Below are 22,715 nucleotides of genomic sequence, written 5' to 3'. Positions count from 1 at the left end.
CCCGATGAAGGGCTTCTTCAACCACTACCTGGCCGTGTCCGGCGGCCTGATCGCCCTCTACCTGGCGCTCAACTACGCGAGCGGCGGCGGCACACTGATCCGCGAGGGCGCGGCCGGCCTGAGCAGCGTCACCAAGACGTTCCAGGGCCGCTGATGTTCGCCAACCAGTACGTCGCGCCCGTCAGCGAGTTCGGGGAGGACCCGAACGGCCGGTCGACCGCGCGCGGGCTGCTGACGGAGATCTGGACCCGCGTGCAGGGCTTCCGCACGCACCCGTACGGGCCCGCGGACAAGGACCCGTCGATCACCTTCAACGGGTACGCCATCGCGCCGCAGGACTTTCGCGGGCTGGGCAACCAGCTCGGCCCCGGCACCGTGCCGTACCGCAACGGCGGCTACGCGACCATCGCGTCCGGTCTGGTCGAAGGGCCCCTCGGCGACCCGTCGCGCCGCATCTTCGCCCAGCGTCTGGCGCGCCGTCAGCCCTCCGGAGGTGCCTGATGCCCACCACCCCCGGGCCTGCGCCGGAGGCACCTGCCAGCGGCATGGGCGGCGGCCTGGCGGCGCGCGTGGGCGGCCAGCGCAACCTCGCGGTGCTCGCCGCCGGCGGCACCGTCGCCGTGGTCGCGCTGCTCGCTGGCCGCAAGCGCAAGGCCGCCGCCGGCGACGCCACCAACACCAGTGCGGTGCAGGCCGCCGGCAGCGGCTTCGACTCCGGGCCCTACGACATGTGGAACGCCTGGCAGCAGGAGTACGAGGGGCTCCAGAAGGAGATCTCCGACCTGCGGAACAAGCCGGGCACGACCGCCCCGCCCATCACGAGTGTCGTCACCAAGATCCCGACACCCGTGCCGGTGCCGATCCAGAGACCGCCCCGGCCGGCCCCGGCCCCCACCCCGGCACCGGTCCAGCAGCCGCCCCGGCCGCAGACGGTCTGGTACACCGCGCACTCGGGCGACACCTACTCCGGGCTCGCCGCGAAGTACGGCCACAACGCCAACGAGCTGTGGGACTACCAACTCCAGCCGGGCATCCGGCCTGCCGACACCCAGGCGACCCTCCGGACCCGCGGCATCGACCACGCGCTGTTCAACGGGTCGTCGGTGGCGATCCCCGGCGGCTGGAACCTCCAGTGACCGCGCTCACCGACCTGTTGGGCTGGGCCCGAGCCCAGCTCGGCAAGCCGTACGTGTGGGGCGGCACCGGCCCCGACGGCTACGACTGCTCCGGGTACACCCAGGGGGCGTTCCACTCGATCGGCGTCGACATCCCGCGCACCAGCCAGGAACAGCGCAACGCGGGTGTCGGCGTGAGCCTCGATCAGATTCAGCCCGGGGACCTGGTGACGTTCACCTACCCCGACAGCGGCGGCAACCCGGGCCCGGGCAACCACGTGGCGATCTACGCCGGTGGCGGCCAGGTACTGGAGGCCGCCCGCAGCGGCGTCCCGATCCGGATCGCCCCGCTCAATACTCGAGCTGTAGACCGGGTGCGCCGGGTGCTCGGCACCGCGGGCAGCGGCGGCGCTGACGCCCCGTCACCGGCCGCGGCGAACGTCGACGGCACCGTGTCGACGGCCGGCCTCCAGCAGGCCGGCTACGACGCCGCGCTGGACTTGACCCCTTGGGGCATCCCCCTGAACCCGTTCAAGCTCCCCGGGTGGCTGGCGGGGAAGCTCGGCGGGTCCGGCGGCCTGCTCGGCCACGGCATGACCGACGCGCTCGGCGCGGTCGCCCTGGCCGTGCTCGGCGTCGCCGTCGGCGGCGGCCTGGTCCTGCTCGGCGGCTACATCACCACCAAGCCCCTGAACGACGCTGCCAGCGAGAAGCTGGCCCAACTCCCCGTCCCGTAGGAGGACTCCATGGGCTCCCTGTCGCCGTGGCGTCAGCACGCCGGCCCCGCCGCCGCCCGACTCGACGTCACCGTGCCGGACCAGGACGACGACCAGGTCCCCGAGGTCGAGTACATCCGGTGGCTGTCCCAGCTCCAGGCCGACCTCGCGCAGTCCATCAACGGCGTCGCCCTGCGCGCCGCCCGGCCGGTGGCCATCGGTGTCGCACCGAACGGCTCCCAGCGCCCGCTGTCGAGCGCGGGACGGATCGTCGGCTGGTCGGTCCGGGAGACCACCGGCGCGGCCGCCGTGGTGCGGCTGTGGGACGGCCGGGAGGCCGGCGGCCAACTGCTCGGCGTCATCGCCTTCCCGGCCGGCGCCGCCGCGAACGTCATGCCCAGCGGCGGCGGCATCAACGTCTCCGACGCGCTGTTCGTGGAGGTCGTCACCGGCACCGTGGAGGGCGTGCTGTACCTGGGCGGGGTGGACTGATGCACCTCAACTTGACTCTGCTCGGCACAGCGGCCGGCACCGTCATCGCGGTCGGGACGATCGTCGGCTACGTCGCCCGCCGGATCGGCCGCACCGCCCTGTGGATCCTCGCCCTCTCCCAGCTCCCTGACGCCGTGTCCGGGCTCGCCGATCAGGTCGAGTCGCTGTCCGGCACCGTCGACGCTCTCGGCCGCACCGTGGCGAGCCTACAGAGCCCTCCACCCCCGGCCGCCGCCCAACTCACCCTGGAGACACCGTGAACGTCCGTGCCCTGATCCCTGCCGCCGGTCTGCTCGGCCTGGCCGCGCTCGCGCTCGTCGGCGACGTCGTCCTGGTCGCGCTCGGCCACCAGCCGTTGCCCGCCCTGGAGTCGGTGTTCCTGGCCGGCCTCACCGGCGGCGCCGCGCTCACCCCGCCCCCGCAGCGCACCGAGCCGCCGGCGGACCGGCAGTGAGCCGCCGCCGGCCAGTGATCCGCTCGCAGCGCGTCGCCCTGCTGCTCGGCTACAGCGGCATCCTGATCGGCGCCCTGGCGCTATGGGACGCGTACGAGGGCCGTGGCGCGCGCCGCCCGTTCATCGTCAAGCTCCTCCCCGGAGGCTGAGTTGTTCCTGCCTCAGCAGCAGTCGACGATCACCGGCGCGCGCGTGACCCTGGTCGACTACCCGCCCGCGCTGGAAAGCACCGCGACCGCCGACGCCTCCGGCACCGCGACGATCGTCTGGGACCCGCCCGACGTCGACTACTTCTACCGGATCGAGCGGGCCACGACTTTCGTCACCGGCAACAGCTCGACCAACGGCGCGGTGCTGCTCTACGAGGGGTACATCAACCCGATCCGGATCCGCGACGGCTCCAAGTCGCCGGCCTTCGACATCGCGGACGAGCGGAGCCCCATCACCATCCACCCCACCATGCCCGTGATCATGCAGTGGACCGGCCTCACCCCGGGCTCGAAGTGCAGCGCATCCCTCCAGTACACCCTCTGGCGGACCCTCACCACCTTGACCCCCGGGAGTGCCTGACCATGGCGTTCGACAACCCGATCACGACCCTGCCCGGCTCCGCCATCACCGGCCCCATCGACGGCGGACAGCTCATCGACGGCTCGGTCGTCGGCACCAAGTTGTCCGCGGACGCGATCGACGGCAAGGTCATCACCGGCGCGGTCATCCGCACCACCGCCGGCACCCCCCGCATCCAGCTCCAGTCCAGCGACAACACCTTGACCGCCGAGGACGGCACCACGTCCTTCGCCCAGCTCACCCCGGGCAAGTTGCTGTTCGGCGGGTACAACCCGAACACCGGGAACAAGTGGACCGGCGGCGCGGCCTACATCACCGCCGACCTGAACACCATGACGCTCGTCGGCGCCGGCGACACCACCTCCGGCAGCGCCGACTACGCGCCGCGGCTCATCTTCGACGCCGGCATCTTCGGCCTGCCGAAGAGCGAACTCCGGCTCGACAGCCTCCAAGCAGGCACCCCCGCCAACTTCAAGCTCACCGGGGCCGTCACCAAGACCGGCGCGACCTGGCAGACCCCCAGCTACGGCACCAACTGGGCCGCGGGCACGAGCTTCAACGGCAACGTCGGCTACCACTCGCTCCAGTACCGCCTGGACGCCGAGGACAACGTCCACATGGTCGGCGTGTTCGTCGCGGGGGCGACCGCACCGACCAACCCCGTGTTCACCCTGCCCGCCGGCTACCGCCCCGCCGGCTCACAACCGGTGTGGTGCCAGCGCAACAACGGCGGCGTCCTGACGTTCGGCCACCTGTACGTCGGCACGGGCGGCAACGTCAACGTGCCCACCGGCTCCGGACTCGGCATCGCCGCCGGCAACGAGTACATCGTCAGCGGCCACTTCCCGCTCAACACCATCCCGTAGGAGAACTCGCATGCGCGACGAGTACGTCAACCTGCTGCTGTCCCAGGACGGCGTCCACGAGGGCCAGAACGCGGACGGCACCTGGAACAACCACCAGCGCTACTCCGCCGAGACCCCCGGCCTGGAGTGGTCGCAGGACCAGCCCTGGTGCGCGACCTTCGAGGCGTGGGGCGCCCACCAGCTCGGCATGGACCAGCTCTGGCCCATGACCGCCTCGTGCCTCACCGCCGTCGACTGGTGGCAGCAGCACGGCCGCTGGACCCAGTACCCGGTCCTGGGCGGCCCGTTCTACCTCGGCGACGGGGGCGGCGCCCACACCGGCGTCGTGGTCGGCTACGACGCCGACAACATCTTCACCATCGAGGGCAACACCTCGGCGGACGGCCGCTCGGCGTGGGGCGACGGCGTGCACCAGCGCACCCGCCCCCGCCGCGGCCCCTCGGGCCCGTACGGCTACGGGGTGCCGGCCTACCCGGAGGGCATCATCTCGGCGGACCCCGCGCTCGGCGGCGTCCCGGCCGCGCACGTCAACACCGTGACGGGACAGCCCGCCCCCGCGCCGACCCCGGCGCCTCCGGCCGCGCCGGCCTACCCGCAGTGGCCCGGCCGGTACCTGCGCGTCCAGTCGCCGATGCTGCACGGCGACGACGTCCGCCAGTGGCAGCAGCAGATGGCCGCGCGCCGCTGGTCGATCGACATGGACGGCTGGTACGGGCCGCAGTCCGCCGGCGTTTGCCGGGCATTCCAGCAGGAGAAGGGGTTGGTGGTCGACGGCATCGTTGGGCCGGTCACCTGGGCCGCCGCGTGGACCGCCCCCCGTACCTGATCACTCGCCAGTTTGTCCAGCCTGTCATGACCAGGTGCGATGCTCGATTATAGTTCGACCAGCGGACCTATTTCGTAGCGTACGCACCGGTTTGACTGCTAGCGTGGCTGGCAGATCGACACGGGGGAGAGGACCGGACCCCCCTACTCCCCCGCCGCTCCGAGCACTCCCCCCGAGTGCTCAGGGCAAGAGCCCGCCACCCTCCCCAGGGTGACGGGCTCTCAGCGTTTTGTAGGATCAATCCAGGGACCTCCCGCATATGCCGCGGGAGGTCCCGCTACGCGACCAGGTAGGCCGTGGACGGCTCGTCCTGGTGGACCCGACCCAGGTGACCCATGGCGATCAGCAACTCGTCCTCCAAGAGGCCCTCCACCCCCTGGTCCCCGGTCAACTCCGCCAGCCGCACCTGCACCTGGCGGCAGTTCACGCAGCCCCACCGCCGCGCGTAGTGGTCCACCAGCCCCGTGATCTCCGACCGCACCACGAACGGCACCCGAGCAGCCATCAGCTCTCCTCCTTCGGTCTCGACCTCAGCCATGCCAGCGAGGCCGGCAACTCCTCGCGATCCACGCCCACGGCCCGCAGCAGGATGTCCAGCTCCCCCTCCAGGTGCATGATGCGGGCCTCCATCACGTCCTGGACCGAGCCCAGCGGGCCGATCCTCGTCTCGTACTGCTCCGCGACCCTGGCCCGGGTCGCATCGAAGCGCGCGACCGTGCCGCCCCAGTCTTCGCGCAGCGTGTCCAGCGCGGCGCGCACGTCGAACGAGCTCGGCGCGCGGAACCGCCCGGCCTGCTCGGCCATCAGGACCCGCCCCCCATGGCCGGCCGCACCCGCGCGGTGGCGGTCAGCTCCACCGGCGCGTCATCGCCCTGGTCGACCTGGATCTCCTCCCAGGACCAATCGCGGTGGTCGTCCGCGTAGGCGAAGTCCAGCTCGGCCAGCGCGGCGGTCCGCTCCGCGATGGTCGGCGCCGTGCCGTGGTAGTACCGCCAGGCGTGCTCGGGCCACGGGTTCATGCCGGGGGTCACGACGAACAGCACCCAGTGCGGGCGGTGCTTGCGGGGGCTGGACAGGATCGCCTGGGGGTAGGGCTCGCTCACTTCGCCTCCCCAACCCGTCGGGTCACCTTGATGACGAGAGGCGCATCGGTGTACTGCCCCTGGTACTGCTCGGTGGTGTACCCGAGGACCCGCAACTCGGCCTCATGCCGGTCGGTCTGCACCTGAAGGTCGGCTCGGCTCTGCGGACGAACGCAGACCTCAACGCTCCAGGGGGTCGTCCGCAGCGAGATGAATCCATGGGTGCAGGTGCCGGACCCGTCGCCGGTCGAGACCGACCGCACGAAGCCGGCCTTGGCGAGTTGGCGGCTGATTGCGGCGGCGGATACGGGCTGACAGCTGGCGTCGATCGTCGGTTTTGGTGCGCTCACACTCACTTCGCTTCGTCTCCTTCGTGAGGGGCTCCCCGGTCGCGCCGCGGAGCTGGTCGACCGCGGCGTCGGCGTCCTCGTCGTGGAGGGCCGCGTAGCCGGCGGTGGTGGCCGGGCTGCTGTGCCGCATCAGGCGCTGCGTCACCAGCAGGTCCCGGGTGGTGCGGTAGACCTCCGAGCCGTAGCGGTGCCGGAGGCGGTGGGTTCGGTAGCGGTGCACGCCGAGCCGCTGCGCGAGCGCGGTCAGCCGGCGGGCGAGGGAGCGGGCGGGGATGTGCCACAGACGCCCCGGGGTCCCCGCCCACGGGCGGAGGGCGTCCAACAGCACCGGCGGCAGCTTCAGGACGTCGACCCGCCCGCCCTTGCCGTTCAGCCGCAACTTCTCCCCCCGGATGGATGAGCCCTCCAGGGCTGCGATCTCACCGAGCCTCAGCCCGGCGAACGCCCCCAGGAGCAGCCAGACCTCCTCCACCGTGCCCCGTGCCGCGGCGAGCATCCGGTCCAGGTCCGCCTCCGGCAGGGGGTCCGGCAGCCGGCGGGGAGTCCTGGGACGGGGGATGCCGTCCAGCAGTTCGGGGCACCGCGCGAAGGTGGTCCACGCTTCGATGTGGCCGTAGTACGTGCACCGGGTCCATTGGGAGTGGCCCGGCCGGCCGAGGAACGAGAGCACGTGGTCCCGGGTGATCGCCGTGACGTTCCCGCCGGCGAGGCGGCTGAGCCGCTCAATCGCCGCGGTGCGGTCGCGGACCGTGCGGGGGGACATGCCCACCGCGGTCATGAGCAGGGACCACGATTCCAGCATTTCTGTCATATGCCAGAAATGCAGCAAACCCGACTATGCCGCCAACAGGGACATCTCGGGAACATACGGTGGCGTAAGTCACTTCACAAGGTGAACCATCTCCTGCATGGCCGACTACCAGGAGACCCTTGACCTCAGTTCGTACGCCGCCCTCGGTGACAGCTTCACCGAGGGACTCAACGACCCCGGCCCCGAAGGCCGGTTCGCCGGCTGGGCCGACCGGCTGGCCGGGATGCTGGCGGAAGGCCGCCCGGAGCACGCGTTCCGCTACGCCAACCTCGCCGTCCGCGGCCGCCTGCTGGACCAGATCGTCGCCGAGCAGGTCCCCCGGGTCCGCGAGCTCCAGCCCGACCTGGTCACCCTGTGCGCGGGCGGCAACGACATCCTGCGCCCGGGCAGCGACCCGGACCTGATCGCCGAGCACTTCGAGGCGGCGGTGCTGGAGCTGCGCGAGAACGCCGGGACGATCCTGATCTGCACCGGCTTCGACACCCGCGACGTCCCGATCCTGCGTCACCTGCGCGGGAAGATCGCCACCTACAACGTCCACCTGCGGGCGATCGCCGACCGCCACGGCCTCGCGGTGGCCGACCTGTGGTCGCTGCGCGCGGTGCACGACCGGCGGGCCTGGTCGGACGACCGGCTGCACCTCTCGCCCGAGGGCCACCAGCGGGTGGCGCTGCTGGCCGCCCGCTCGCTGGGCCTGGCCGTGGCCGGCGACCCGGAGGCCGCCTGGCCGCCCGCTCCGGTCACCTCGGCCGCCGAGCAGCGCCGGGAGAACCTGCAGTGGGCCCGCACCTTCCTGCTGCCGTGGGTGGGGCGCCGGCTGCGCGGCGAGTCCTCCGGCGACCACGTCGAGCCCAAGCGCCCCGAGCTGCTCCCGCTCTGAGCCGCCCCAGGGGCGCGCACCCACGAGACGCGCGCCCCTGGAGACACCACTGCGGGCCGCCCCGCCCCCACGCGGATGCGGCCCGCAGACCCCAGGTGAGACCCCTGCCTCGCCTTATTCGACGACCAGCTCCACCGGAATGTTCCCGGCCGTGGCCTTGGAGTACGGGCAGACCTGGTGGGCCTGCTTCACCAGCAGCTCACCGGTCTCACCGGCCAGCGCCTCGGGCAGCTCCACCCGCAGCACCACGGACAGGCCGAAGCTGGTCTCGTCCTTGCCGATGCTGACCTCGGCGGTCACCGACACCTCGGAGGTGTCGACCCGCGCCTGCCGGCCGACCAGGCCCAGCGCGCTGGAGAAACAGGCCGCGTAGCCGGCGGCGAAGAGCTGCTCGGGGTTGGTGCCCTGCCCGCTCCCGCCGAGCGCCGGCGGCATCGCGAGGGTGAGGTCCAGCTGGCCGTCCGAGCTGACGGCACGGCCCTCGCGGCCGTTCGCGGTGGCGACGGCGGTGTAGAGCGCGTCCATTCCAAGCCTCCTGTGCGTTCACGGGACCCCGTCGGCCGGTCCGGCCCCGGGGTCTCTGCCCTGTCCTGCCCCAGAACTATTGCACACAACTGAATTGCGCACAACTGAATGGCCCGCTTGCTACCCTGGAGCCATGACCACGCACGGCGAGAACCCCCGACCCGCGGACGAGGACCTGCTGCTCCTGGACCGCCAGATCTGTTTCTCGCTGAACGCCGCCGCCCGCGCCTTCGGCGGCGTCTACCGCACCGCGCTCAAGGACCTCGGCCTGACCTACCCGCAGTACCTGGTGATGCTGGTGCTCTGGGAGGACGGCTCACTGCCGGTCAAGCAGCTCGGCGAACGGCTGCGCCTGGACTCCGGCACCCTCTCCCCGCTGCTCAAGCGCCTGGAGGCGGCCGGCCTGGTCCGCCGCGACCGCTGCCCCGAGGACGAGCGGTCGGTGATCGTCTCGCCGACCCCGGCCGGCCGCGAGCTGCGCGAGCGCGCCCACCCCGTCCCGCGCCACATCCTGGCCGCCTCCGGCCTCCCCCTGGAGGACCTGCGCACCCTGCGCGACCTGCTCACCCGGGTCACCGCCAACATGGACGCCGCCGCGCACTACGACTCGTAGCGCTCCACTTCCTCGACACTGCGCACGCTGGCCTGGTCCGGGTCCTCGCCCGCGTCGACCCGGGCCCGGCGCTGCCGGAGCAGGTCCCAGCACTGGTCGAGCTGCTCCTCGATGTCCTTGAGCTCACGGTGCTCGGTGGACTGGTCGATCCGGCCGTCGGCGAGCGCGGCGCGCAGGGTCCGCTCGGCCTCGACCATCTCGTTGATCCGCTCCAGGATGCGGCGATCGGCGGCGCCGCTGCGCTGCTGGTCCATCGGGGGCCTCCTCGAAGGTCGTCTGCGCCCGCGGACCCGCACCGGCGGGTCCGCACACCCCACTCTAGGAACGCGCCCGACCCGCCGCTACCCAGGCGCCGCACGGTGTCGCCCCGAACGAGCGAGCCGAATTGACACTGCGTCAGGCCGGAGGCCAGGATCTCTTATTGAAAACGAATTCCACTACCAACCAGAGAGCAGGCTCCCGTGTCCCTGGACGTCTCCCCCGCCCTGCTGGCCCTGGCCGAGCGCGACGAGGTCTCCGACGCCGACTTCCTCGCCACCGTCCGCACCTCGCTCCCCTACGCCTACCGCCTGGTCAACGACCTGAGCGCCGAACTGGCCACCTCCAGCGCCGAGTTCGCCGACAACACGATCGCCCCGAGCGAGGCCGAGCGGGCCCAGCTGCTGCGTGCCCTGGCCAGTGACTCGATCCGCGGCGCGCTGGAGCGGCACTTCTCGGTGAAGCTCGCGTTCCAGAACTGCCACCGCCTGGCGGCCTTCCACCCGCACGCCGAACACGGCGACGCCTACCGCGAGTTCACCTCGCCGCGGGCCCAGCTGCTGAACCAGTCCCCGGAGCTGCGGGACTGCTGACCCGGCGTCAGGCGGCGCCCATCGGGTGCGCGGGGTCGCGGCCGACCAGGCCGAGCAGGCGGGTCTGGGCGTCCGCGTCCGCGGGCACCGGGACGGGGTCGGCGAACAGCCCGGAGGCCGCCAGCGCGCCGGCGTGCGGGGTGACCTCGGCGAGCGCGAAGTCGGCGGCCGCGGGGTCCATCCGGGCGTCGGCGCCGATGCCCTGCGCGAGGTCCCAGCCGTGCAGGACGGCGTCGACGACCATCTCACGGGCGTAGCCGGCGGCCCGGCGGTCGCCGTAGGAGAGGTGCACGGTGCGGGCGAGCGCGCCGGGCTCCTCGAAGGCGGTGCGGGCCGCGTCGGCGGCGGCGGTCCAGGCGGCCACCGGGTCGTCGCCCAGCACGTCGCCGTCGAACCGGTCGCCGAGTTCGGCGACCGTGGCGCCGGACAGCATGGGAGGCACCCACAGCTGTTCGGCGGTCAGGTGGTTGACCAGCTCGCGCACCGTCCAGTCGGTGCACGGGGTGGCCCCCTGCCAGCCGTCGGCCGGCACGGCGCGGACCAGTGCGCCGAAGCGGTCCAGCGCCTGGGCGTAGAGGGAGAGCAGGGCGTCGTCGTCGAGGTGAGCTGCCATGGGTCCCACGCTTGCCCGCCCGGAGCCGGACGGGCAAGCCGACACCCCGTACGGGGCGGCGGAAGTCAGTCGACGGGGGCCTTGTCGCGCAGCAGCTCGACGAAGGCGCGCATCCACGTCGGGTGGTCCGGCCAGGCCCGGGCGGAGACCACGGTGCCGTCGACCACGGCGTCGCCGTCGACGAAGTTGGCGCCGCCGGCCGCCACGTCCGGCTCCAGGGCCGGGTAGGCGGCGGTGCGGCGCCCGGCCAGCACGCCGGTGCGCAGCGGGATCAGCGGGCCGTGGCAGATCTGCGCGAGCGGCTTGTCCTCGGCGAAGAAGTGGGCGACGATCCGCTGCACCTCGGGGTCGTTGCGCAGGTACTCGGGGGCGCGGCCGCCGGGCAGCACCAGCGCGACGTAGTCGGCCGGGTCGACGTCGGCGAAGGCCAGGTCGGCGGGCCAGGTGTAGCCGGGCTTCTCGGTGTAGGTGTCGTAGCCGGGGACGAAGTCGTGGACCACGAACTGCAGCGTCTTTCGGGTCGGCGCGGCGATGTCGACCTGGTAGCCCTCCTCCAGCAGCCGCTGGTACGGGTAGAACACCTCCAGTGACTCGGCCGCGTCGCCGGTGATGATCAGGATCTTCGCTGCCATGCGGGGATTCCGTCCCTTCGTCGCGCGTCGCGGCCCCGGCCGGGCCGGACCCAAGCCACCCTGCCCGGTGACGGACCGTCAGGCAACGGGGCGCGCGCCGTGTCGCACCGGGCGCGCGGGGCGGCCGGGTGCGCGCTCCCCCGGTCGCCGCAGCGGCCCGCCCGGGCGGCGGTACTCCGGGGGCGACCCGCCCGGGCCACGCCTAGCGTGCTGGCAAGGTCCGCCAGCCGGGAGGTCGTCATGCAGCACTCGCACATCGTGGACTCCGCCACCGTCGCCAACCTCCGTGACCTCGGCGGGATCGGACTGCCCGGCGGCGCCCGGGTGCGGCCCGGACTGGCGCTGCGCTCGGGCCAGTTGGACCAGCTGGACCCGGTCGGCGATCCGATGTTCAGCGCGTTGGGGGTGCGCACCGTGATCGACCTGCGCACCGACGCGGAGCGCGCGGCCTTCCCCGACCGGGTGCCGGCCGGCGCGCACCTGCTGGTCGCGGACGTGCTGGCGGACCAGGCGGGCAGCGGCACCACCGCCGCGCTGGCGGCGGCGCTGGCCGACCCGGCGGCGGCCAACCGGGCGCTCGGCGGCGGGAAGGCGGCCCGGGCGCTGCGCGAGGACTACCGGGCGTTCGTGACCAGCGCCTCCGCCCGGCAGGCCTACAAGCAGCTGATCACCGCGCTCGCGCACCAGGGCGGCGGCCCGGTGCTGTTCCACTGCACCGCGGGCAAGGACCGCACCGGCTGGGGCGCCACCCTCGTCCTGCTGCTGCTCGGCGCGGACGAGGCGACGGTGCGCACCGAGTACCTGTCGGTGGACCCGGCGGTGCGCGCCCGTTTCGCGCCGCTGGTGGAACGTTTCACCGCGGCGGGCGGCGACCCGGAGATCGCGGACGCGGTCTTCTCGGTCCGCGCCGAGTACCTGGCCGCCGCCCTGGACACGCTGGCCGACCACTGGGGCGACCCGGAGAGCTACGCCCGCGCTGGCCTCGGCCTCAAGGACGAGACGCTGGACAGCCTGCGCGGGCGGCTGGTGGCGGCCTGACGGGCCGTCACCCGGCGCCTGCTCACCCCGCGGCGCCCGCCGCGCCGACGCAGGCCTCGTTGCCCTCGGGGTCGGCCAGCACCCAGTGGTTGGGCGCGTGCTCGTCGGTGACCAGGCGTCCGCCCGCGGCCACGGCGGCGGCGATCCGGGCCTCGGCCTGGTCGTGCGGCACCCACACGTCGACGTGCACCCGGTTGCGCTGCGGGCGCGGCTCGTCCATCTGCTGGAAGTAGAACGGGGCGCCGCGCCGCGCGGGGTCGAGCAGGTCCTCGTCGCTGCCGGCCCGGTCGCGGTAGCCGAGCAGGGCCCGCCAGAACGCCACCACCGCGGGCCGTTCCAGCGCGTCGACGGTCACCTGCACGGTCTGCACCGCCCAGGGTTCGGCGACCGCGCCGAGCGCCCGGGCGGCGGCGGAGATCCGCCGGGCGGTGTCGACGTGCTGCTCGGTGAGGCCGTAGAACCCGGCGGTCTCGATCAGCCGGACGGTGACGCCCTCGGGCCGCAGGTCCACGTCCGGCGCGCCTACTCCGGGCGTCGCCGTCTCGCCGACCGCGGCCACCGCCTCGCCGATCGCGGTGACCAGCCGGACGCCGTCCGCGAAGCTCGTGGTGCGGAAGTAGGCGCAGGCGCCCTCGCCGAGCACCCGCCAGTCCCCGGTGCCCTCGGCCGCGTGGAACGTCATGGGCCGGATCCGCTGCTGAGCGGTCGTCATCTCCGGCGTCTCTGTCTTCTCTGTCGTCTCCGTCATCCCGGCAGGGTAGCGGCCGGGGCCGACGGTCAGCGGGCGCCGGCCCAGGCCAGCAGGTGCTCGGCGGACCAGCAGGTGAGGATGCGTTCGGCGTCCAGGCCGAGGGCGGCGGCGCGTTCGCAGCCGGCGATCTGCCAGTCGAGCTGTCCGGGGGCGTGGGCGTCGGTGTCGATGGTGAACAGGCAGCCGAGGTCGACGGCCTGGGCGAGCAGGTCGTCCGGCGGGTCCTGCCGGTCGGGGCGGCAGTTGATCTCCACGGCGGTGTCGTGCTCCCGGCAGGCGGTGAACACCGCCTCGGCGTCGAACGCGGACTGCGGCCTGGGCTTGTCGCCGAGCCGTCGGCCGGTGCAGTGGCCCAGCACGTCGACCAGCGGGTTGCGGACGGCGGCGAGCATCCGGCGGGTCATCGCGGCGGCGTCCATCTTGAGCTTGGAGTGCACCGAGGCGACCACCACGTCGAGGCGGGCGAGCAGCTCGTCCTCCTGGTCGAGCGAACCGTCGTCGAGGATGTCGCACTCGATCCCGGTGAGCAGCCGGAACGGCGCGAGCTCCCGGTTGAGGTCCTCGATCAGGTCGAGCTGTTCGCGCAGCCGCTGCGGGCTGAGGCCGTTGGCGACGGTCAGCCGCGGCGAGTGGTCGGTGAGCACCGCCCAGTGGTGGCCGAGGTCGCGGGCGGTGCGGGCCATCTGCTCGATCGGGACGGTGCCGTCGGACCAGTCCGAGTGCAGGTGGCAGTCGCCCTGCACCTTCTCGCGCAGGCGCAGCGCGGCGGTGGACGGGGCGGGTCCCTGGGCGGCGCGGGCCTCGGCCTCCAGCAGGTACTCGGGGGTGCGACCGGCGGCCGCGTCGACGATCACCCGGGCGGTGACCGGCCCGACGCCGGGCAGGCGTTCGGCCTCGGCGAGTTCGACCGGCCCGGCCGGTAGCCGGGCGGCGGCGGTGGCAGCGGTGCGGAACGCCTTCACCCGGTACGGGGAGGCGAGTTCACGCTCCAGCAGGAAGGCGATCCGTTCCAGGGCGGTGACCGGGTCCATGCGGCCAGTCTGCGCGGGCCCGGGCTCGGTGCGCACGTAGGCGCGCAGATCCGGTGCGCGGGGGCGCAAGCCGCCGAACCCCTTGTTGACACTCTGTCTCATTGGTTTACTCCTCCTGGAGCCCCCGCCGCCCCCACCCTCCCGGAGCCCGCCGATGCCCGACGCCCCCACCCTCGCCCAGCAGCGCAACGCCGATCGCGAGCTCAACGCCGCCCGCCTGCTGCGGGCCTCCGCCAGGCACTCGTACGACCCGCTCACCGAGATCGACTGGGACGCCCCGCTCGACCCCGAGCACTTCGCCCTCCCCGAACACCGGGTCTCCCTCTACGGCACCCCCCTGTGGGAGCGCCTCGACACCCGGCAGCGGGCGCAGCTGAGCGTCCATCAGTTCGCCTCCACCACGGCGGCCGGCATCTGGTTCGAACTGCTCCTGATGCAGGGCCTGGTCCGGCACGTCTACGCCGGCGACCTCACCACCCGGCACGCCCAGTACGCGCTCACCGAGGTCGCCGACGAGTGCCGGCACTCCACGATGTTCGCCCGCTACATCACCGCCACCGGGTACCCGTCCGCCCGCCCCACCCGGCGCGCCGACCGGCTCGGCCGGCTGCACATGTTCCTCAACGACACCACCATGACCTTCGCCGGGGCGATCTTCGTCGAGGAGTTCACCGACGCGATGCAGCGGGAGATGATCCGCGACGAGAGCCTGCAGCCGCTGGCCCGCGCCGTCGCCCGCATCCACGTCGTCGAGGAGGCCCGCCACATCGGCTACGCCAAGCCCGAACTCGAACGCCGCTGGTCGCGGATGACCCCCGCCCGCCGCGCCCTCTTCCGCCGGGCCCTCGCCGACCTCGCCCGCCAGTCTGTCGCCGAACTCATCCACCCCCGCGTCTACGCCCTCGCCGGCCTCGACCCCACGGAGGCGCGCCGCGCCGCCGCGACCAACCCCCACTGGCAACAGGCCCGCATCGACTGGGCCCGCAAAGCCCTCGACTTCTTCACCGACCTCGGCATCCTCACCCCCACCACCACCCACCCCTGGCGCCGCGCCTCCCTCCTCCCCTGACACCCCCGCCCCCGCAGGGCATCCGCCCGTCTTCTGCCCGCCCGCAGGGCGTCCGCGTGCCGTTGGTGGCCCATCTCCTCGTGATGGCGGAGGATCAGGGTGTGAGCAACGCGGGTGAGGCCGGCGGGATCCGGTTGGGGACGGCGCGTGGGCGCTGGGTGGTGGCGGCGACGGCGCTGGGGTCCGGCATGGCGATGCTGGACGGGACGGTGGTGAACGTCGCGCTGCCGCGGATCGGCGAGGACCTTGGCGCCAGCCTCGCCGCGCTGCAGTGGACGGTGAACGCCTACATGCTGACGCTCGCCGCCCTGATCCTGCTCGGAGGATCTCTCGGCGACCGCTACGGCCGGCGCCGCGTCTTCCTGATCGGCGTGTGCTGGTTCGCCGTCGCGTCGGCGATCTGCGCGGCCGCGCCCACCGTGGGAGTGCTGATCCTCGCGCGGGCCCTGCAGGGCATCGGCGGGGCGCTGCTGACGCCGGGTTCGCTGGCGATGCTGCAGGCGGTGTTCCACGAGGACGACCGCGCGGGCGCGGTGGGCGCGTGGTCCGGCCTCGGCGGCGTCGCGGCGGCCATCGGCCCGTTCCTCGGCGGGTGGCTGGTGGACGGGCCGGGCTGGCGCTGGATCTTCCTGCTGAACCTGCCGGTCGCGGCCGCGGTGGTGGCGGTGACGACCCGTCACGTCCCGGAGAGCCGAGACCCGGTCGCGCACGGCCGCTTCGACGTCCTGGGCGCGGTGCTGGCGGCGCTCGCCCTGGCCGGGCTCACCTACGCGCTGACCGAGGCCGGCTCGGGCCTCACCCCGGGCGCGATCGTCGCCGGCGTCGCGGGCGTGGCCCTGTCCGTCGCCTTCGTGGTCGTCGAGCACCGCTCGCCCAACCCGATGCTGCCGCTGAGCCTGTTCCACTCGCGGCTGTTCACCTCCGTCAACCTGGTCACGCTCTGCGTGTACGGCGCGTTCAGCGGGGTCTTCCTGCTGCTCACGGTGCAGCTGCAGATCGTCTCGGGCTTCACCCCGCTGATCTCGGGTCTGGCGCTGGTGCCGATCACCGTGCTGATGCTGCTGTTCTCGGGGCGCGCGGGCCAGTTCGGCCGCGCGGTCGGGCCGCGGCTGCCGCTCACCGTGGGGCCCCTGCTGGTCGCGGCGGGCGTCCTGCTGATGCTCCGGATCGGCCCGGACGCCGACTACTGGACGGACGTGCTGCCCGCGGTGACCGTGCAGGGCGCCGGCATGACCCTGCTGGTCGCCCCGCTGACCGCGACCGTGCTGGCCGCGGTGGACGTCAGCCGGGCGGGCATCGCGTCCGGCGTCAACAACGCCGCCGCCCGCGCGGCCGGCCTGTTCGCGGTCGCCGCGATCCCCCCGCTGGCGGGCCTGAGCGGCGACGCCTACCGGATCCCGGCCGAGGTCAACACCGCCTTCCACACCGCCATGCTGATCTGCGCCGGCCTCCTGACCGCCGGCGCCCTCCTCGCGTTCACCCTCATCCGCTCCGACGCCCTCAAGCCCGCCCACCCCGTCGCCGAACCCGACTGCGACTGGTACTGCGCCCCCACCACTCCCCCCATTCACCCCGACGACAGCGCCCCGGGCCGCGCGGGCTCCCCGACCTGACGGCCCGGAGACGGCACTCGGCCCCGGGAGGCGGGGTGCCTTCCGGGGCCGAGCAGGGCTGACGGTGGGTCAGAGGATGTCACCCGGGGCGTACTTGGCGGCCTCGGGGTGGGTGGCGGCGACGGCTTCGACGCGGCGGACGATCTCGGCGACCTGGGCGGCGGCGGCTCCGGTGAAGGAGAGGCGGTCGGCGAGCAGGGCGTCGAGGGCGGGGCGGTCCAGCGGGATGCGGTCGTCGGCGGCGAGGCGGTCCAGCAGCGCGTTCTCGCGGGCGCCCTCGCGCATGGCGAGCGCGGAGGCCACCGCGTGCTCCTTGATGACCTCGTGCGCGGTCTCCCGGCCGACGCCGGCCCGCACCGCGGCCATCAGGACCTTGGTGGTGGCCAGGAACGGCAGGTAGCGGTCGAGCTCGGCCTCGATCACGGCGGGGAAGGCGCCGAACTCGTCGAGCACGGTGAGGAAGGTCTCCAGCAGGCCGTCGAAGGCGAAGAACGCGTCCGGCAGCGCGACGCGGCGCACCACGGAGCAGGAGACGTCGCCCTCGTTCCACTGGTCGCCGGCGAGTTCGGCGGTCATCGAGGCGTAGCCGCGCAGGATCACCGCGAGGCCGTTGACGCGCTCGCAGGAGCGGGTGTTCATCTTGTGCGGCATCGCCGAGGAGCCGACCTGGCCGGCCTTGAAGCCCTCGGTGACCAGCTCGATGCCGGCCATCAGGCGGATGGTCTTGGCCAGGCTGGACGGGCCGGCGGCGAGCTGGACCAGGGTGGAGACCACGTCGTAGTCGAGCGAGCGCGGGTAGACCTGGCCGACCGAGGTGAAGACGTTCTCGAAGCCGAGGTGCGCGGCGACCCGCTGCTCCAGGTCGGCGAGCTTGTCGGCGTCGCCGCCGAGCAGGTCGAGCATGTCCTGGGCGGTGCCGACCGGGCCCTTGATGCCGCGCAACGGGTAGCGGGCGATCAGTTCCTCGAGCCGCGTGTAGGCGACCAGCACCTCGTCCGCGGCGGTGGCGAACCGCTTGCCGAGGGTGGTGGCCTGGGCGGCGACGTTGTGCGAACGGCCGGCCATCACCAGCTCGCCGTACTGCGCGGCGAGCCGGCCGAGGCGGACCAGCACGGCGACGGTGCGGTCCCGGACCAGCTCCAGCGACTGCAGGATCTGCAGCTGCTCGACGTTCTCGGTGAGGTCGCGCGAGGTCATGCCCTTGTGGATCTGCTCGTGCCCGGCGAGCTCGCTGAACTCCTCGATCCGGGCCTTCACGTCGTGCCGGGTGACCTTCTCGCGGGCGGCGATGGACGCCAGGTCGACCTGGTCGATCACCCGCTCGTAGTCGGCGACGGCGGTCGGCGGCACCTCGATGCCGAGGTCCTGCTGCGCCTTGAGGACGGCCAGCCACAGCTGGCGCTCGAGGACCACCTTGTGCTCGGGGGACCACAGCTGGGCCAGGGTCGCCGAGGCGTACCGGGAGGCCAGGACATTGGGGATCTTGGGCTTCGCGCTCACGCTTGGCAAGCCTAACAGTCGAGGTCAGACGCGAACGCAGCGCGTCCGGTGCTGCCGGTCCGGCGCGGCGAAAACCCGGTGGTTCCGGGTGCGGGGGCGGGCTGGGGTCCCGCCAGGGGCACCAGGGCTGAGCGGTCGGCCGGGGCTCGGAAACCCGGGGCTCAGAACAGCGCGTCCTGCTCGGCGGGCGGGGCCGGGCGGGACCGGGGCAGCAGGGCGAGGCCGGTGCAGTCGGCGGCGGTGTCGCCGTGCAGGGTCCAGCCGCTGAGCAGGCGGGTGTCGAGCAGCAGCGGGGCGCCGTGCGGCGGGTCGAGGAAGAGGTGCCCGCCGATCGGTCGGCGCAGCCGGCCGGCCAGCCGGGCGCCGTCGGCGAGCGCCTTGACCTGCCGGTACTCCTCGGGTGCGCCGGCGTCCAGACCGTACAGCTCGACCTGGTCGGTGACGGCGTGGTCGGGCAGCAGGCGCAGGTCGTGGCCGGCCAGCAGGGCGAGCGCGGCGGTGCGCAGCTCGGCGAGTTCGCGGTGGCGGCGGTCGGCGGGCGGGAGGTCCCACCAGGCGGGGTACTTGGCGGCGGCGGGGATCCGTTCGCGGGCCAGTCCGGCCTGGGCGACGGTGAGTTCGGCGCGCCGGACGGCGGGCAGCCGGCCTTCGGCGAGGAACGTCCAGGTGAGTGCGGCCTGTTCGAGCAGGCGGCCGGTGCCGCGTTCGGCGGCGGTGAGGCCGACCTTGCGCAGTCCGGGGCCGAACCAGGCGAGGTAGAGCCGGTAGTCGCGGCCGTCGTCGAGGATCTGGTCGCGGGCCAACTGGAGCCCCCGGTCGGCGCCCTGACAGGCCGGGCACTGGGTGGCGGCGCCCTCGGGGTCGATGCTCTCGCGGTACGGGCAGGACCGGTGGCCGCGGGCGGTGCGGATGCCGGCGCAGCGGCGCGGGCCGGTGATCCGCCAGGCGACGGGCAGTCCGTCGGTGACCGGTCGGGCGTGGGTGCGCCGGCCGTCGGTGGCGGTCAGCTCCGGCCGGCCGTCGTGCCAGCGCAGTCCGGTGGCGGTCCATCCACTCCCCTGGTGCATCCGGCGAGCGTAGACCACGCCGCCGACAGGGTCAGGGGCTGAGCAGCGGCAGGACCTGGGCGCAGAGCCGGGCGAGGGTGGTGCGCTGCTCCTCGTCGAGGCTCTCGAAGGCCTGGCGGGCGCGGGTCATGTCGTCGCGGATGCGGGCGAGCACGGTGCGGCCCTGCTCGGTGATGGTGACGATCTTGACCCGGCGGTCGGCGGCGGCGGCTTCCCGGTGGGCGAGGCCGAGGGTCTCCAGGCGGTCGACGATGCCTGTGACGTTGGAGGCGTCGCAGCCGAGCCGGCCGGCCAGCGCCCGCATCGGGACGGGCTCCTGAACCGCCTTCAGCGCCTTGGCCTGGGAGGAGTTCAGCCCGTGCCGGGCCGCGGCGGCGGCGAAGTCGTGGAAGTAGGCCGCGCCGACGGCCGCGACCGCCTCCATGAGCTCGGCGGTGGAGGGTGCGGAGCTGGTGCCTGTGGTGCCCATGGCGTCAGGGTACGCCGATCGTTTCAGGGCCTCCAGTATTGAGTCCGGCAAGTAGTTGCGCGGATCCGGTGCGCACGGTGCGCAGGCGGGCCGCTCAGAGCACCAGCCGGTCGAACAGGTGGTGCAGCTCGGCCTCCGGGTCGGCCGTCAGCCCGGTGTGCACCGGGCTCGGCTGGACCACCGCGCTGCGCGGCGCGGTCAGCCAGCGGAACCGCTGCCCCGCACTGTCGCCCGCCGCCGGCCCGGCCGCCTCGCCGCCCCGGCACACCGCCTCGATGCCGCGCAGCGCCCGCCGCACCCCGGAGACGTCCGCCACCGCGTCGAGCGCCAGCAGCCGCCCCTGGTCGAGGTGCGTGCGGGCGCCGAGGAACCCGGCGTGCCGGCAGTACAGCAGCACCCCGACGTTGACGAACTCCCCGCGCTCCACCCTGGGCACCGCCCGGATCAGCGCGTACTCGTAGTCCCGCCACGACCCGTCCATCAACCCGCCACCTCCGGAAGCCAGTCGCGCGGCCCGGCCAGCCGGGCGGTCAGCTGCGCGGTGTACGCCGCGCGCACCTCGTCGGGCCCGGCGAAGCCGGGCTCCTCGGCCAGCCACACCTCGGGGATCGCCGCCACCGCCGCGGGCAGCGCGGCCGCGGCCAGGTCGGCGAGCTCCGCGTCGACCTCCGCGAGGTGCACCGCGGCGTGCCGCAGCGCGTGGTCGGAGGCGTCGTAGGGCCGGCGCCGCCAGCTCTCCGCGCCGGCCCAGTGGTGGTGGAAGATCAGGCTGGCGCCGTGGTCGATCAGCCGCAGCCCGCCGGCCGCGACCAGCAGGTTGGGGTTGCGCCAGGACCGGTCGACGTTGCCGACCAGCGCGTCGAACCAGAGCACCCGCGCGGCGAAGAGCGGGTCCACCTCGAAGCAGAGCGGATCGAAGTTCAGCGCCCCGGAGACGTACGCCATGCCGAGGTTGGCACCGCCGCTGGCCCGCATCTGGTCCTGGATCTGCACCTCGGGCTCGCTGCGCGCCAGCACCGGGTCCAGGTCGACCACCACCAGCTCGGGCACCGGCAGGCCCAGCCCGCGGCCGAGCTCCCCCGCCAGCACCTCGGCCACCAGCGCCTTGCGGCCCTGGGCGGCGCCGACCCACTTCAGTACGTACAGGCGGCGGTCCTCGGCCTCGATCAGGCCCGGCATCGATCCGCCTTCGCGCAGCGGCGTCGCATAGCGGACGGCCGTCACCTCGGAGAGCATCCGGACAGCCTATCGGTCGCTTGGAGATGCACCCGCCGTTACCCCGTGCGAGTGTGGCGAGCAGTCGTCCTTGCTACTCACGGACCTGCAAACAGTAGGGGATGAAGATGGAACGACCTCGGATCCTGATCGTCGGCGGCGGCTTCGCCGGACTCGAGTGCGCGCGCCGACTGGAGCGCAAGCTCGCACCCTCCGAGGCGGAGATCTCCCTGGTCACGCCGTTCAGTTACCAGCTGTACCTGCCGCTGCTGCCGCACGTCGCGGCCGGCGTGCTGACCCCGCAGTCGGTGGCGATCTCGCTGCGCCGCACCCTGCGCCGCACGCACATCGTGCCGGGCGGGGCGATCGGCATCGATCCGCGGTCGAAGGTGGCGGTGGTCCGCAAGATCACCGACGAGGTGGTCGCGGAGAAGTACGACTACCTGGTGCTGGCACCGGGCAGCATCACCCGCACCTTCGACATCCCCGGCCTGCCGGACTACGCGCGCGGCATGAAGACCCTCGCCGAGGCGACCTACATCCGCGACCACGTGATCGCCCAACTCGACCTGGCCTCCGCCTCGATGGACGAGCGCGAGCGCGCCTCCCGGCTGCAGTTCGTGGTGGTCGGCGGCGGCTACGCGGGCACCGAGACCGCGGCCTGCCTGCAGCGGCTGACCACCGCCGCCTCGCGCCGCTACCCGCGGCTGGACCCGCAGCTGATCAAGTGGCACCTGATCGACATCGCGCCGAAGCTGATGCCCGAACTCGGCGACAAGCTCGGCCAGACCGCGCTGGAGATCCTCCGTGGCCGCGGCGTCGACGTGTCGCTCGGGGTGTCGGTCGCCGAGGTCGGCGCGGAGACCGTCAAGTTCACCGACGGCCGCAGCCTGCCCTGCCGCACCCTGATCTGGACCGCCGGCGTGACCGCCTCCCCGCTGGTCGGCACCCTGGACGCGGAGACCGTGCGCGGGCGGCTCGCCGTCACCGCGGAGATGCGGGTGCCGCAGTTCGAGTCCGTCTTCGCGCTCGGTGACGCCGCCGCCGTCCCCGACCTCGCCAAGGGCGACGGCGCGGTCTGCCCGCCCACCGCCCAGCACTCCGCCCGGCAGGGTCGCAAGGTCGCCGACAACCTGGTCGCCGCACTGCGCAACCAGCCGCTCCAGCCGTACTACCACAAGGACCTCGGCCTGGTCGTCGACCTCGGAGGCAAGGACGCGGTCTCCAAGCCGCTCGGCATCGAACTGCACGGTGTACCGGCCCAGTTGGTGGCTCGCGGCTACCACGTGATGGCGATGCGGACCAACGCCGCGAAGTACCGCACGGCGGCCAACTGGCTGCTCAACGCCACCGCCGGCGACGACTTCGTCCGCACCGGCTTCCTGGCCCGCCAGCCCGCCCGCCTCCGCGACTTCGAGTACACCGACGCCTACCTCACCCGCGACCAGGTCCGCGAACACGCCCAAGCCCTCCTCGCCAAGGGCTGACACCCGCCCCCACCGAAGCCCCCAGCCCACCCGGCCGGGGGCTTCCGCATGCGCTGCGCCGGGCAGGGTCCGGCAGGCC

General features: G+C 73.4%; 33 protein-coding genes. 18 read left to right on the top strand and 15 right to left on the bottom strand.

The window, feature by feature from the left end; genetic code table 11:
* Positions 1–4: 4 nt before the first annotated feature.
* Genes AB0K51_RS12400 through AB0K51_RS12350 form a run of 11 tightly spaced genes read left to right on the top strand, consistent with a single transcriptional unit; the run spans position 5 to position 5,039 of the window.
* Positions 5–154: a hypothetical protein gene (locus tag AB0K51_RS12400; RefSeq protein ID WP_363453474.1), complete on the top strand. Its 150-nt coding sequence runs from the start codon at positions 5–7 to the stop codon at positions 152–154.
* Positions 154–501 (top strand): hypothetical protein, encoded by a 348-nt coding sequence (locus tag AB0K51_RS12395; RefSeq protein ID WP_363453472.1) that lies wholly within the window; start codon positions 154–156, stop codon positions 499–501. Before AB0K51_RS12400 ends, AB0K51_RS12395 begins: the two co-directional genes overlap by 1 nt.
* Positions 501–1,136 (top strand): LysM domain-containing protein, encoded by a 636-nt coding sequence (locus tag AB0K51_RS12390; protein WP_363453470.1) that lies wholly within the window; start codon positions 501–503, stop codon positions 1,134–1,136. Before AB0K51_RS12395 ends, AB0K51_RS12390 begins: the two co-directional genes overlap by 1 nt.
* Positions 1,133–1,852, top strand: a complete 720-nt coding sequence (locus AB0K51_RS12385) for a C40 family peptidase (protein WP_363453468.1) — start codon at positions 1,133–1,135, stop codon at positions 1,850–1,852. The genes AB0K51_RS12390 and AB0K51_RS12385 overlap by 4 nt, the downstream gene beginning before the upstream one ends.
* Positions 1,853–1,861: 9 nt before the next feature.
* Entirely contained in the window at positions 1,862–2,323 is a 462-nt protein-coding gene (locus AB0K51_RS12380; protein ID WP_363453466.1) for a hypothetical protein, read from the top strand.
* A complete protein-coding gene (locus tag AB0K51_RS12375) occupies positions 2,323–2,583 on the top strand; it encodes a hypothetical protein (RefSeq protein ID WP_363453464.1) in 261 nt (86 codons plus the stop codon). The genes AB0K51_RS12380 and AB0K51_RS12375 overlap by 1 nt, the downstream gene beginning before the upstream one ends.
* Positions 2,580–2,777: a hypothetical protein gene (locus AB0K51_RS12370; RefSeq protein WP_363453462.1), complete on the top strand. Its 198-nt coding sequence runs from the start codon at positions 2,580–2,582 to the stop codon at positions 2,775–2,777. The genes AB0K51_RS12375 and AB0K51_RS12370 overlap by 4 nt, the downstream gene beginning before the upstream one ends.
* A 14-nt stretch (positions 2,778–2,791) precedes the next feature.
* Positions 2,792–2,926 carry a hypothetical protein gene (locus AB0K51_RS12365; RefSeq protein WP_363453460.1) on the top strand — a complete coding sequence of 45 codons (135 nt, stop codon included), beginning with the start codon at positions 2,792–2,794 and terminating at the stop codon, positions 2,924–2,926.
* A gap of 1 nt (position 2,927) precedes the next feature.
* Positions 2,928–3,347, top strand: coding sequence for a hypothetical protein (locus AB0K51_RS12360; RefSeq protein ID WP_363453459.1), 420 nt, complete (start codon positions 2,928–2,930; stop codon positions 3,345–3,347).
* Between the two features lie 2 nt (positions 3,348–3,349).
* On the top strand, positions 3,350–4,213 hold the full coding sequence (locus AB0K51_RS12355; RefSeq protein ID WP_363453457.1) for a hypothetical protein: 864 nt from the start codon (positions 3,350–3,352) through the stop codon (positions 4,211–4,213).
* A gap of 10 nt (positions 4,214–4,223) precedes the next feature.
* Complete coding sequence (locus AB0K51_RS12350; RefSeq protein WP_363453455.1) at positions 4,224–5,039, top strand: peptidoglycan-binding domain-containing protein; 816 nt, start codon at positions 4,224–4,226, stop codon at positions 5,037–5,039.
* A gap of 277 nt (positions 5,040–5,316) precedes the next feature.
* Here the strand turns inward: AB0K51_RS12350 and AB0K51_RS12345 are convergent, their stop codons facing one another.
* The 4 genes from AB0K51_RS12345 to AB0K51_RS12330 all read right to left on the bottom strand — a co-directional run bounded on the left by AB0K51_RS12345 (position 5,317) and on the right by AB0K51_RS12330 (position 7,234).
* Entirely contained in the window at positions 5,317–5,544 is a 228-nt protein-coding gene (locus tag AB0K51_RS12345) for a hypothetical protein (protein WP_363453453.1), read from the bottom strand.
* Entirely contained in the window at positions 5,544–5,843 is a 300-nt protein-coding gene (locus tag AB0K51_RS12340) for a hypothetical protein (RefSeq protein ID WP_363453451.1), read from the bottom strand. The genes AB0K51_RS12345 and AB0K51_RS12340 overlap by 1 nt, the downstream gene beginning before the upstream one ends.
* Positions 5,843–6,142: a DUF6303 family protein gene (locus tag AB0K51_RS12335; RefSeq protein WP_363453449.1), complete on the bottom strand. Its 300-nt coding sequence runs from the start codon at positions 6,140–6,142 to the stop codon at positions 5,843–5,845. The genes AB0K51_RS12340 and AB0K51_RS12335 overlap by 1 nt, the downstream gene beginning before the upstream one ends.
* A gap of 159 nt (positions 6,143–6,301) precedes the next feature.
* Positions 6,302–7,234 (bottom strand): tyrosine-type recombinase/integrase, encoded by a 933-nt coding sequence (locus tag AB0K51_RS12330; RefSeq protein WP_363453447.1) that lies wholly within the window; start codon positions 7,232–7,234, stop codon positions 6,302–6,304.
* 145 nt (positions 7,235–7,379) lie between these two features.
* Here AB0K51_RS12330 and AB0K51_RS12325 point away from each other — a divergent pair, with 145 nt between their 5' ends.
* A complete protein-coding gene (locus AB0K51_RS12325) occupies positions 7,380–8,162 on the top strand; it encodes an SGNH/GDSL hydrolase family protein (protein WP_363453445.1) in 783 nt (260 codons plus the stop codon).
* A gap of 114 nt (positions 8,163–8,276) precedes the next feature.
* Here AB0K51_RS12325 and AB0K51_RS12320 read toward each other — a convergent pair whose 3' ends face one another.
* Complete coding sequence (locus AB0K51_RS12320; protein WP_363453443.1) at positions 8,277–8,687, bottom strand: organic hydroperoxide resistance protein; 411 nt, start codon at positions 8,685–8,687, stop codon at positions 8,277–8,279.
* A 133-nt stretch (positions 8,688–8,820) separates the two neighbouring features.
* Here AB0K51_RS12320 and AB0K51_RS12315 point away from each other — a divergent pair, with 133 nt between their 5' ends.
* Entirely contained in the window at positions 8,821–9,300 is a 480-nt protein-coding gene (locus AB0K51_RS12315; RefSeq protein ID WP_363453441.1) for a MarR family transcriptional regulator, read from the top strand.
* Here AB0K51_RS12315 and AB0K51_RS12310 read toward each other — a convergent pair.
* Entirely contained in the window at positions 9,288–9,554 is a 267-nt protein-coding gene (locus tag AB0K51_RS12310) for a DUF2630 family protein (protein ID WP_363453439.1), read from the bottom strand. The two genes, AB0K51_RS12315 and AB0K51_RS12310, sit on opposite strands and share 13 nt — an antisense overlap.
* Before the next feature lie 207 nt (positions 9,555–9,761).
* On the opposite strand from AB0K51_RS12310, the gene AB0K51_RS12305 reads away from it, so the two are divergent.
* Entirely contained in the window at positions 9,762–10,151 is a 390-nt protein-coding gene (locus AB0K51_RS12305; RefSeq protein ID WP_363453437.1) for an SCO5389 family protein, read from the top strand.
* Between the two features lie 7 nt (positions 10,152–10,158).
* On the opposite strand, the gene AB0K51_RS12300 is transcribed toward AB0K51_RS12305, so the two are convergent.
* Complete coding sequence (locus tag AB0K51_RS12300) at positions 10,159–10,764, bottom strand: TIGR03086 family metal-binding protein (protein WP_363453435.1); 606 nt, start codon at positions 10,762–10,764, stop codon at positions 10,159–10,161.
* 65 nt (positions 10,765–10,829) lie between these two features.
* Positions 10,830–11,396 (bottom strand): DJ-1/PfpI family protein, encoded by a 567-nt coding sequence (locus AB0K51_RS12295; protein WP_363453433.1) that lies wholly within the window; start codon positions 11,394–11,396, stop codon positions 10,830–10,832.
* A 240-nt stretch (positions 11,397–11,636) separates the two neighbouring features.
* On the opposite strand from AB0K51_RS12295, the gene AB0K51_RS12290 reads away from it, so the two are divergent.
* A complete protein-coding gene (locus AB0K51_RS12290; protein ID WP_363453431.1) occupies positions 11,637–12,434 on the top strand; it encodes a tyrosine-protein phosphatase in 798 nt (265 codons plus the stop codon).
* A gap of 22 nt (positions 12,435–12,456) precedes the next feature.
* On the opposite strand, the gene AB0K51_RS12285 is transcribed toward AB0K51_RS12290, so the two are convergent.
* Positions 12,457–13,182 carry a VOC family protein gene (locus AB0K51_RS12285; RefSeq protein ID WP_363453429.1) on the bottom strand — a complete coding sequence of 242 codons (726 nt, stop codon included), beginning with the start codon at positions 13,180–13,182 and terminating at the stop codon, positions 12,457–12,459.
* A gap of 29 nt (positions 13,183–13,211) precedes the next feature.
* On the bottom strand, positions 13,212–14,216 hold the full coding sequence (locus AB0K51_RS12280; RefSeq protein WP_363453603.1) for a PHP domain-containing protein: 1,005 nt from the start codon (positions 14,214–14,216) through the stop codon (positions 13,212–13,214).
* A gap of 154 nt (positions 14,217–14,370) precedes the next feature.
* On the opposite strand from AB0K51_RS12280, the gene AB0K51_RS12275 reads away from it, so the two are divergent.
* On the top strand, positions 14,371–15,285 hold the full coding sequence (locus tag AB0K51_RS12275; RefSeq protein ID WP_363453427.1) for a diiron oxygenase: 915 nt from the start codon (positions 14,371–14,373) through the stop codon (positions 15,283–15,285).
* A gap of 101 nt (positions 15,286–15,386) precedes the next feature.
* Entirely contained in the window at positions 15,387–16,898 is a 1,512-nt protein-coding gene (locus AB0K51_RS12270) for an MFS transporter (protein WP_363453425.1), read from the top strand.
* A 69-nt stretch (positions 16,899–16,967) separates the two neighbouring features.
* Here AB0K51_RS12270 and purB read toward each other — a convergent pair whose 3' ends face one another.
* The 5 genes from purB to AB0K51_RS12245 form a co-directional block, all read right to left on the bottom strand.
* On the bottom strand, positions 16,968–18,407 hold the full coding sequence (purB, locus tag AB0K51_RS12265; RefSeq protein ID WP_363453423.1) for an adenylosuccinate lyase: 1,440 nt from the start codon (positions 18,405–18,407) through the stop codon (positions 16,968–16,970).
* A 152-nt stretch (positions 18,408–18,559) separates the two neighbouring features.
* Positions 18,560–19,465 carry a DUF2797 domain-containing protein gene (locus tag AB0K51_RS12260; protein ID WP_363453421.1) on the bottom strand — a complete coding sequence of 302 codons (906 nt, stop codon included), beginning with the start codon at positions 19,463–19,465 and terminating at the stop codon, positions 18,560–18,562.
* 31 nt (positions 19,466–19,496) lie between these two features.
* A complete protein-coding gene (locus AB0K51_RS12255; RefSeq protein ID WP_363453419.1) occupies positions 19,497–19,934 on the bottom strand; it encodes a MarR family transcriptional regulator in 438 nt (145 codons plus the stop codon).
* Positions 19,935–20,028: 94 nt separating this feature from the next.
* The gene (locus AB0K51_RS12250; RefSeq protein WP_363453417.1) at positions 20,029–20,415 is read right to left on the bottom strand and encodes a DUF3037 domain-containing protein; all 387 of its coding nucleotides are present in this window, start codon (positions 20,413–20,415) and stop codon (positions 20,029–20,031) included.
* Positions 20,415–21,170, bottom strand: coding sequence for a HipA family kinase (locus tag AB0K51_RS12245; RefSeq protein WP_363453415.1), 756 nt, complete (start codon positions 21,168–21,170; stop codon positions 20,415–20,417). The genes AB0K51_RS12250 and AB0K51_RS12245 overlap by 1 nt, the downstream gene beginning before the upstream one ends.
* Positions 21,171–21,277: 107 nt before the next feature.
* Between AB0K51_RS12245 and AB0K51_RS12240 the strand changes: the two genes are divergently transcribed.
* Entirely contained in the window at positions 21,278–22,636 is a 1,359-nt protein-coding gene (locus AB0K51_RS12240) for an NAD(P)/FAD-dependent oxidoreductase (protein WP_363453413.1), read from the top strand.
* The last annotated feature ends 79 nt before the right edge of the window (positions 22,637–22,715 follow it).

It is taken from the genome of Kitasatospora sp. NPDC049285, assembly GCF_040678815.1.
Classification (GTDB): domain Bacteria; phylum Actinomycetota; class Actinomycetes; order Streptomycetales; family Streptomycetaceae; genus Kitasatospora.
This window is presented reverse-complemented; position numbering and strand designations above follow the sequence as displayed.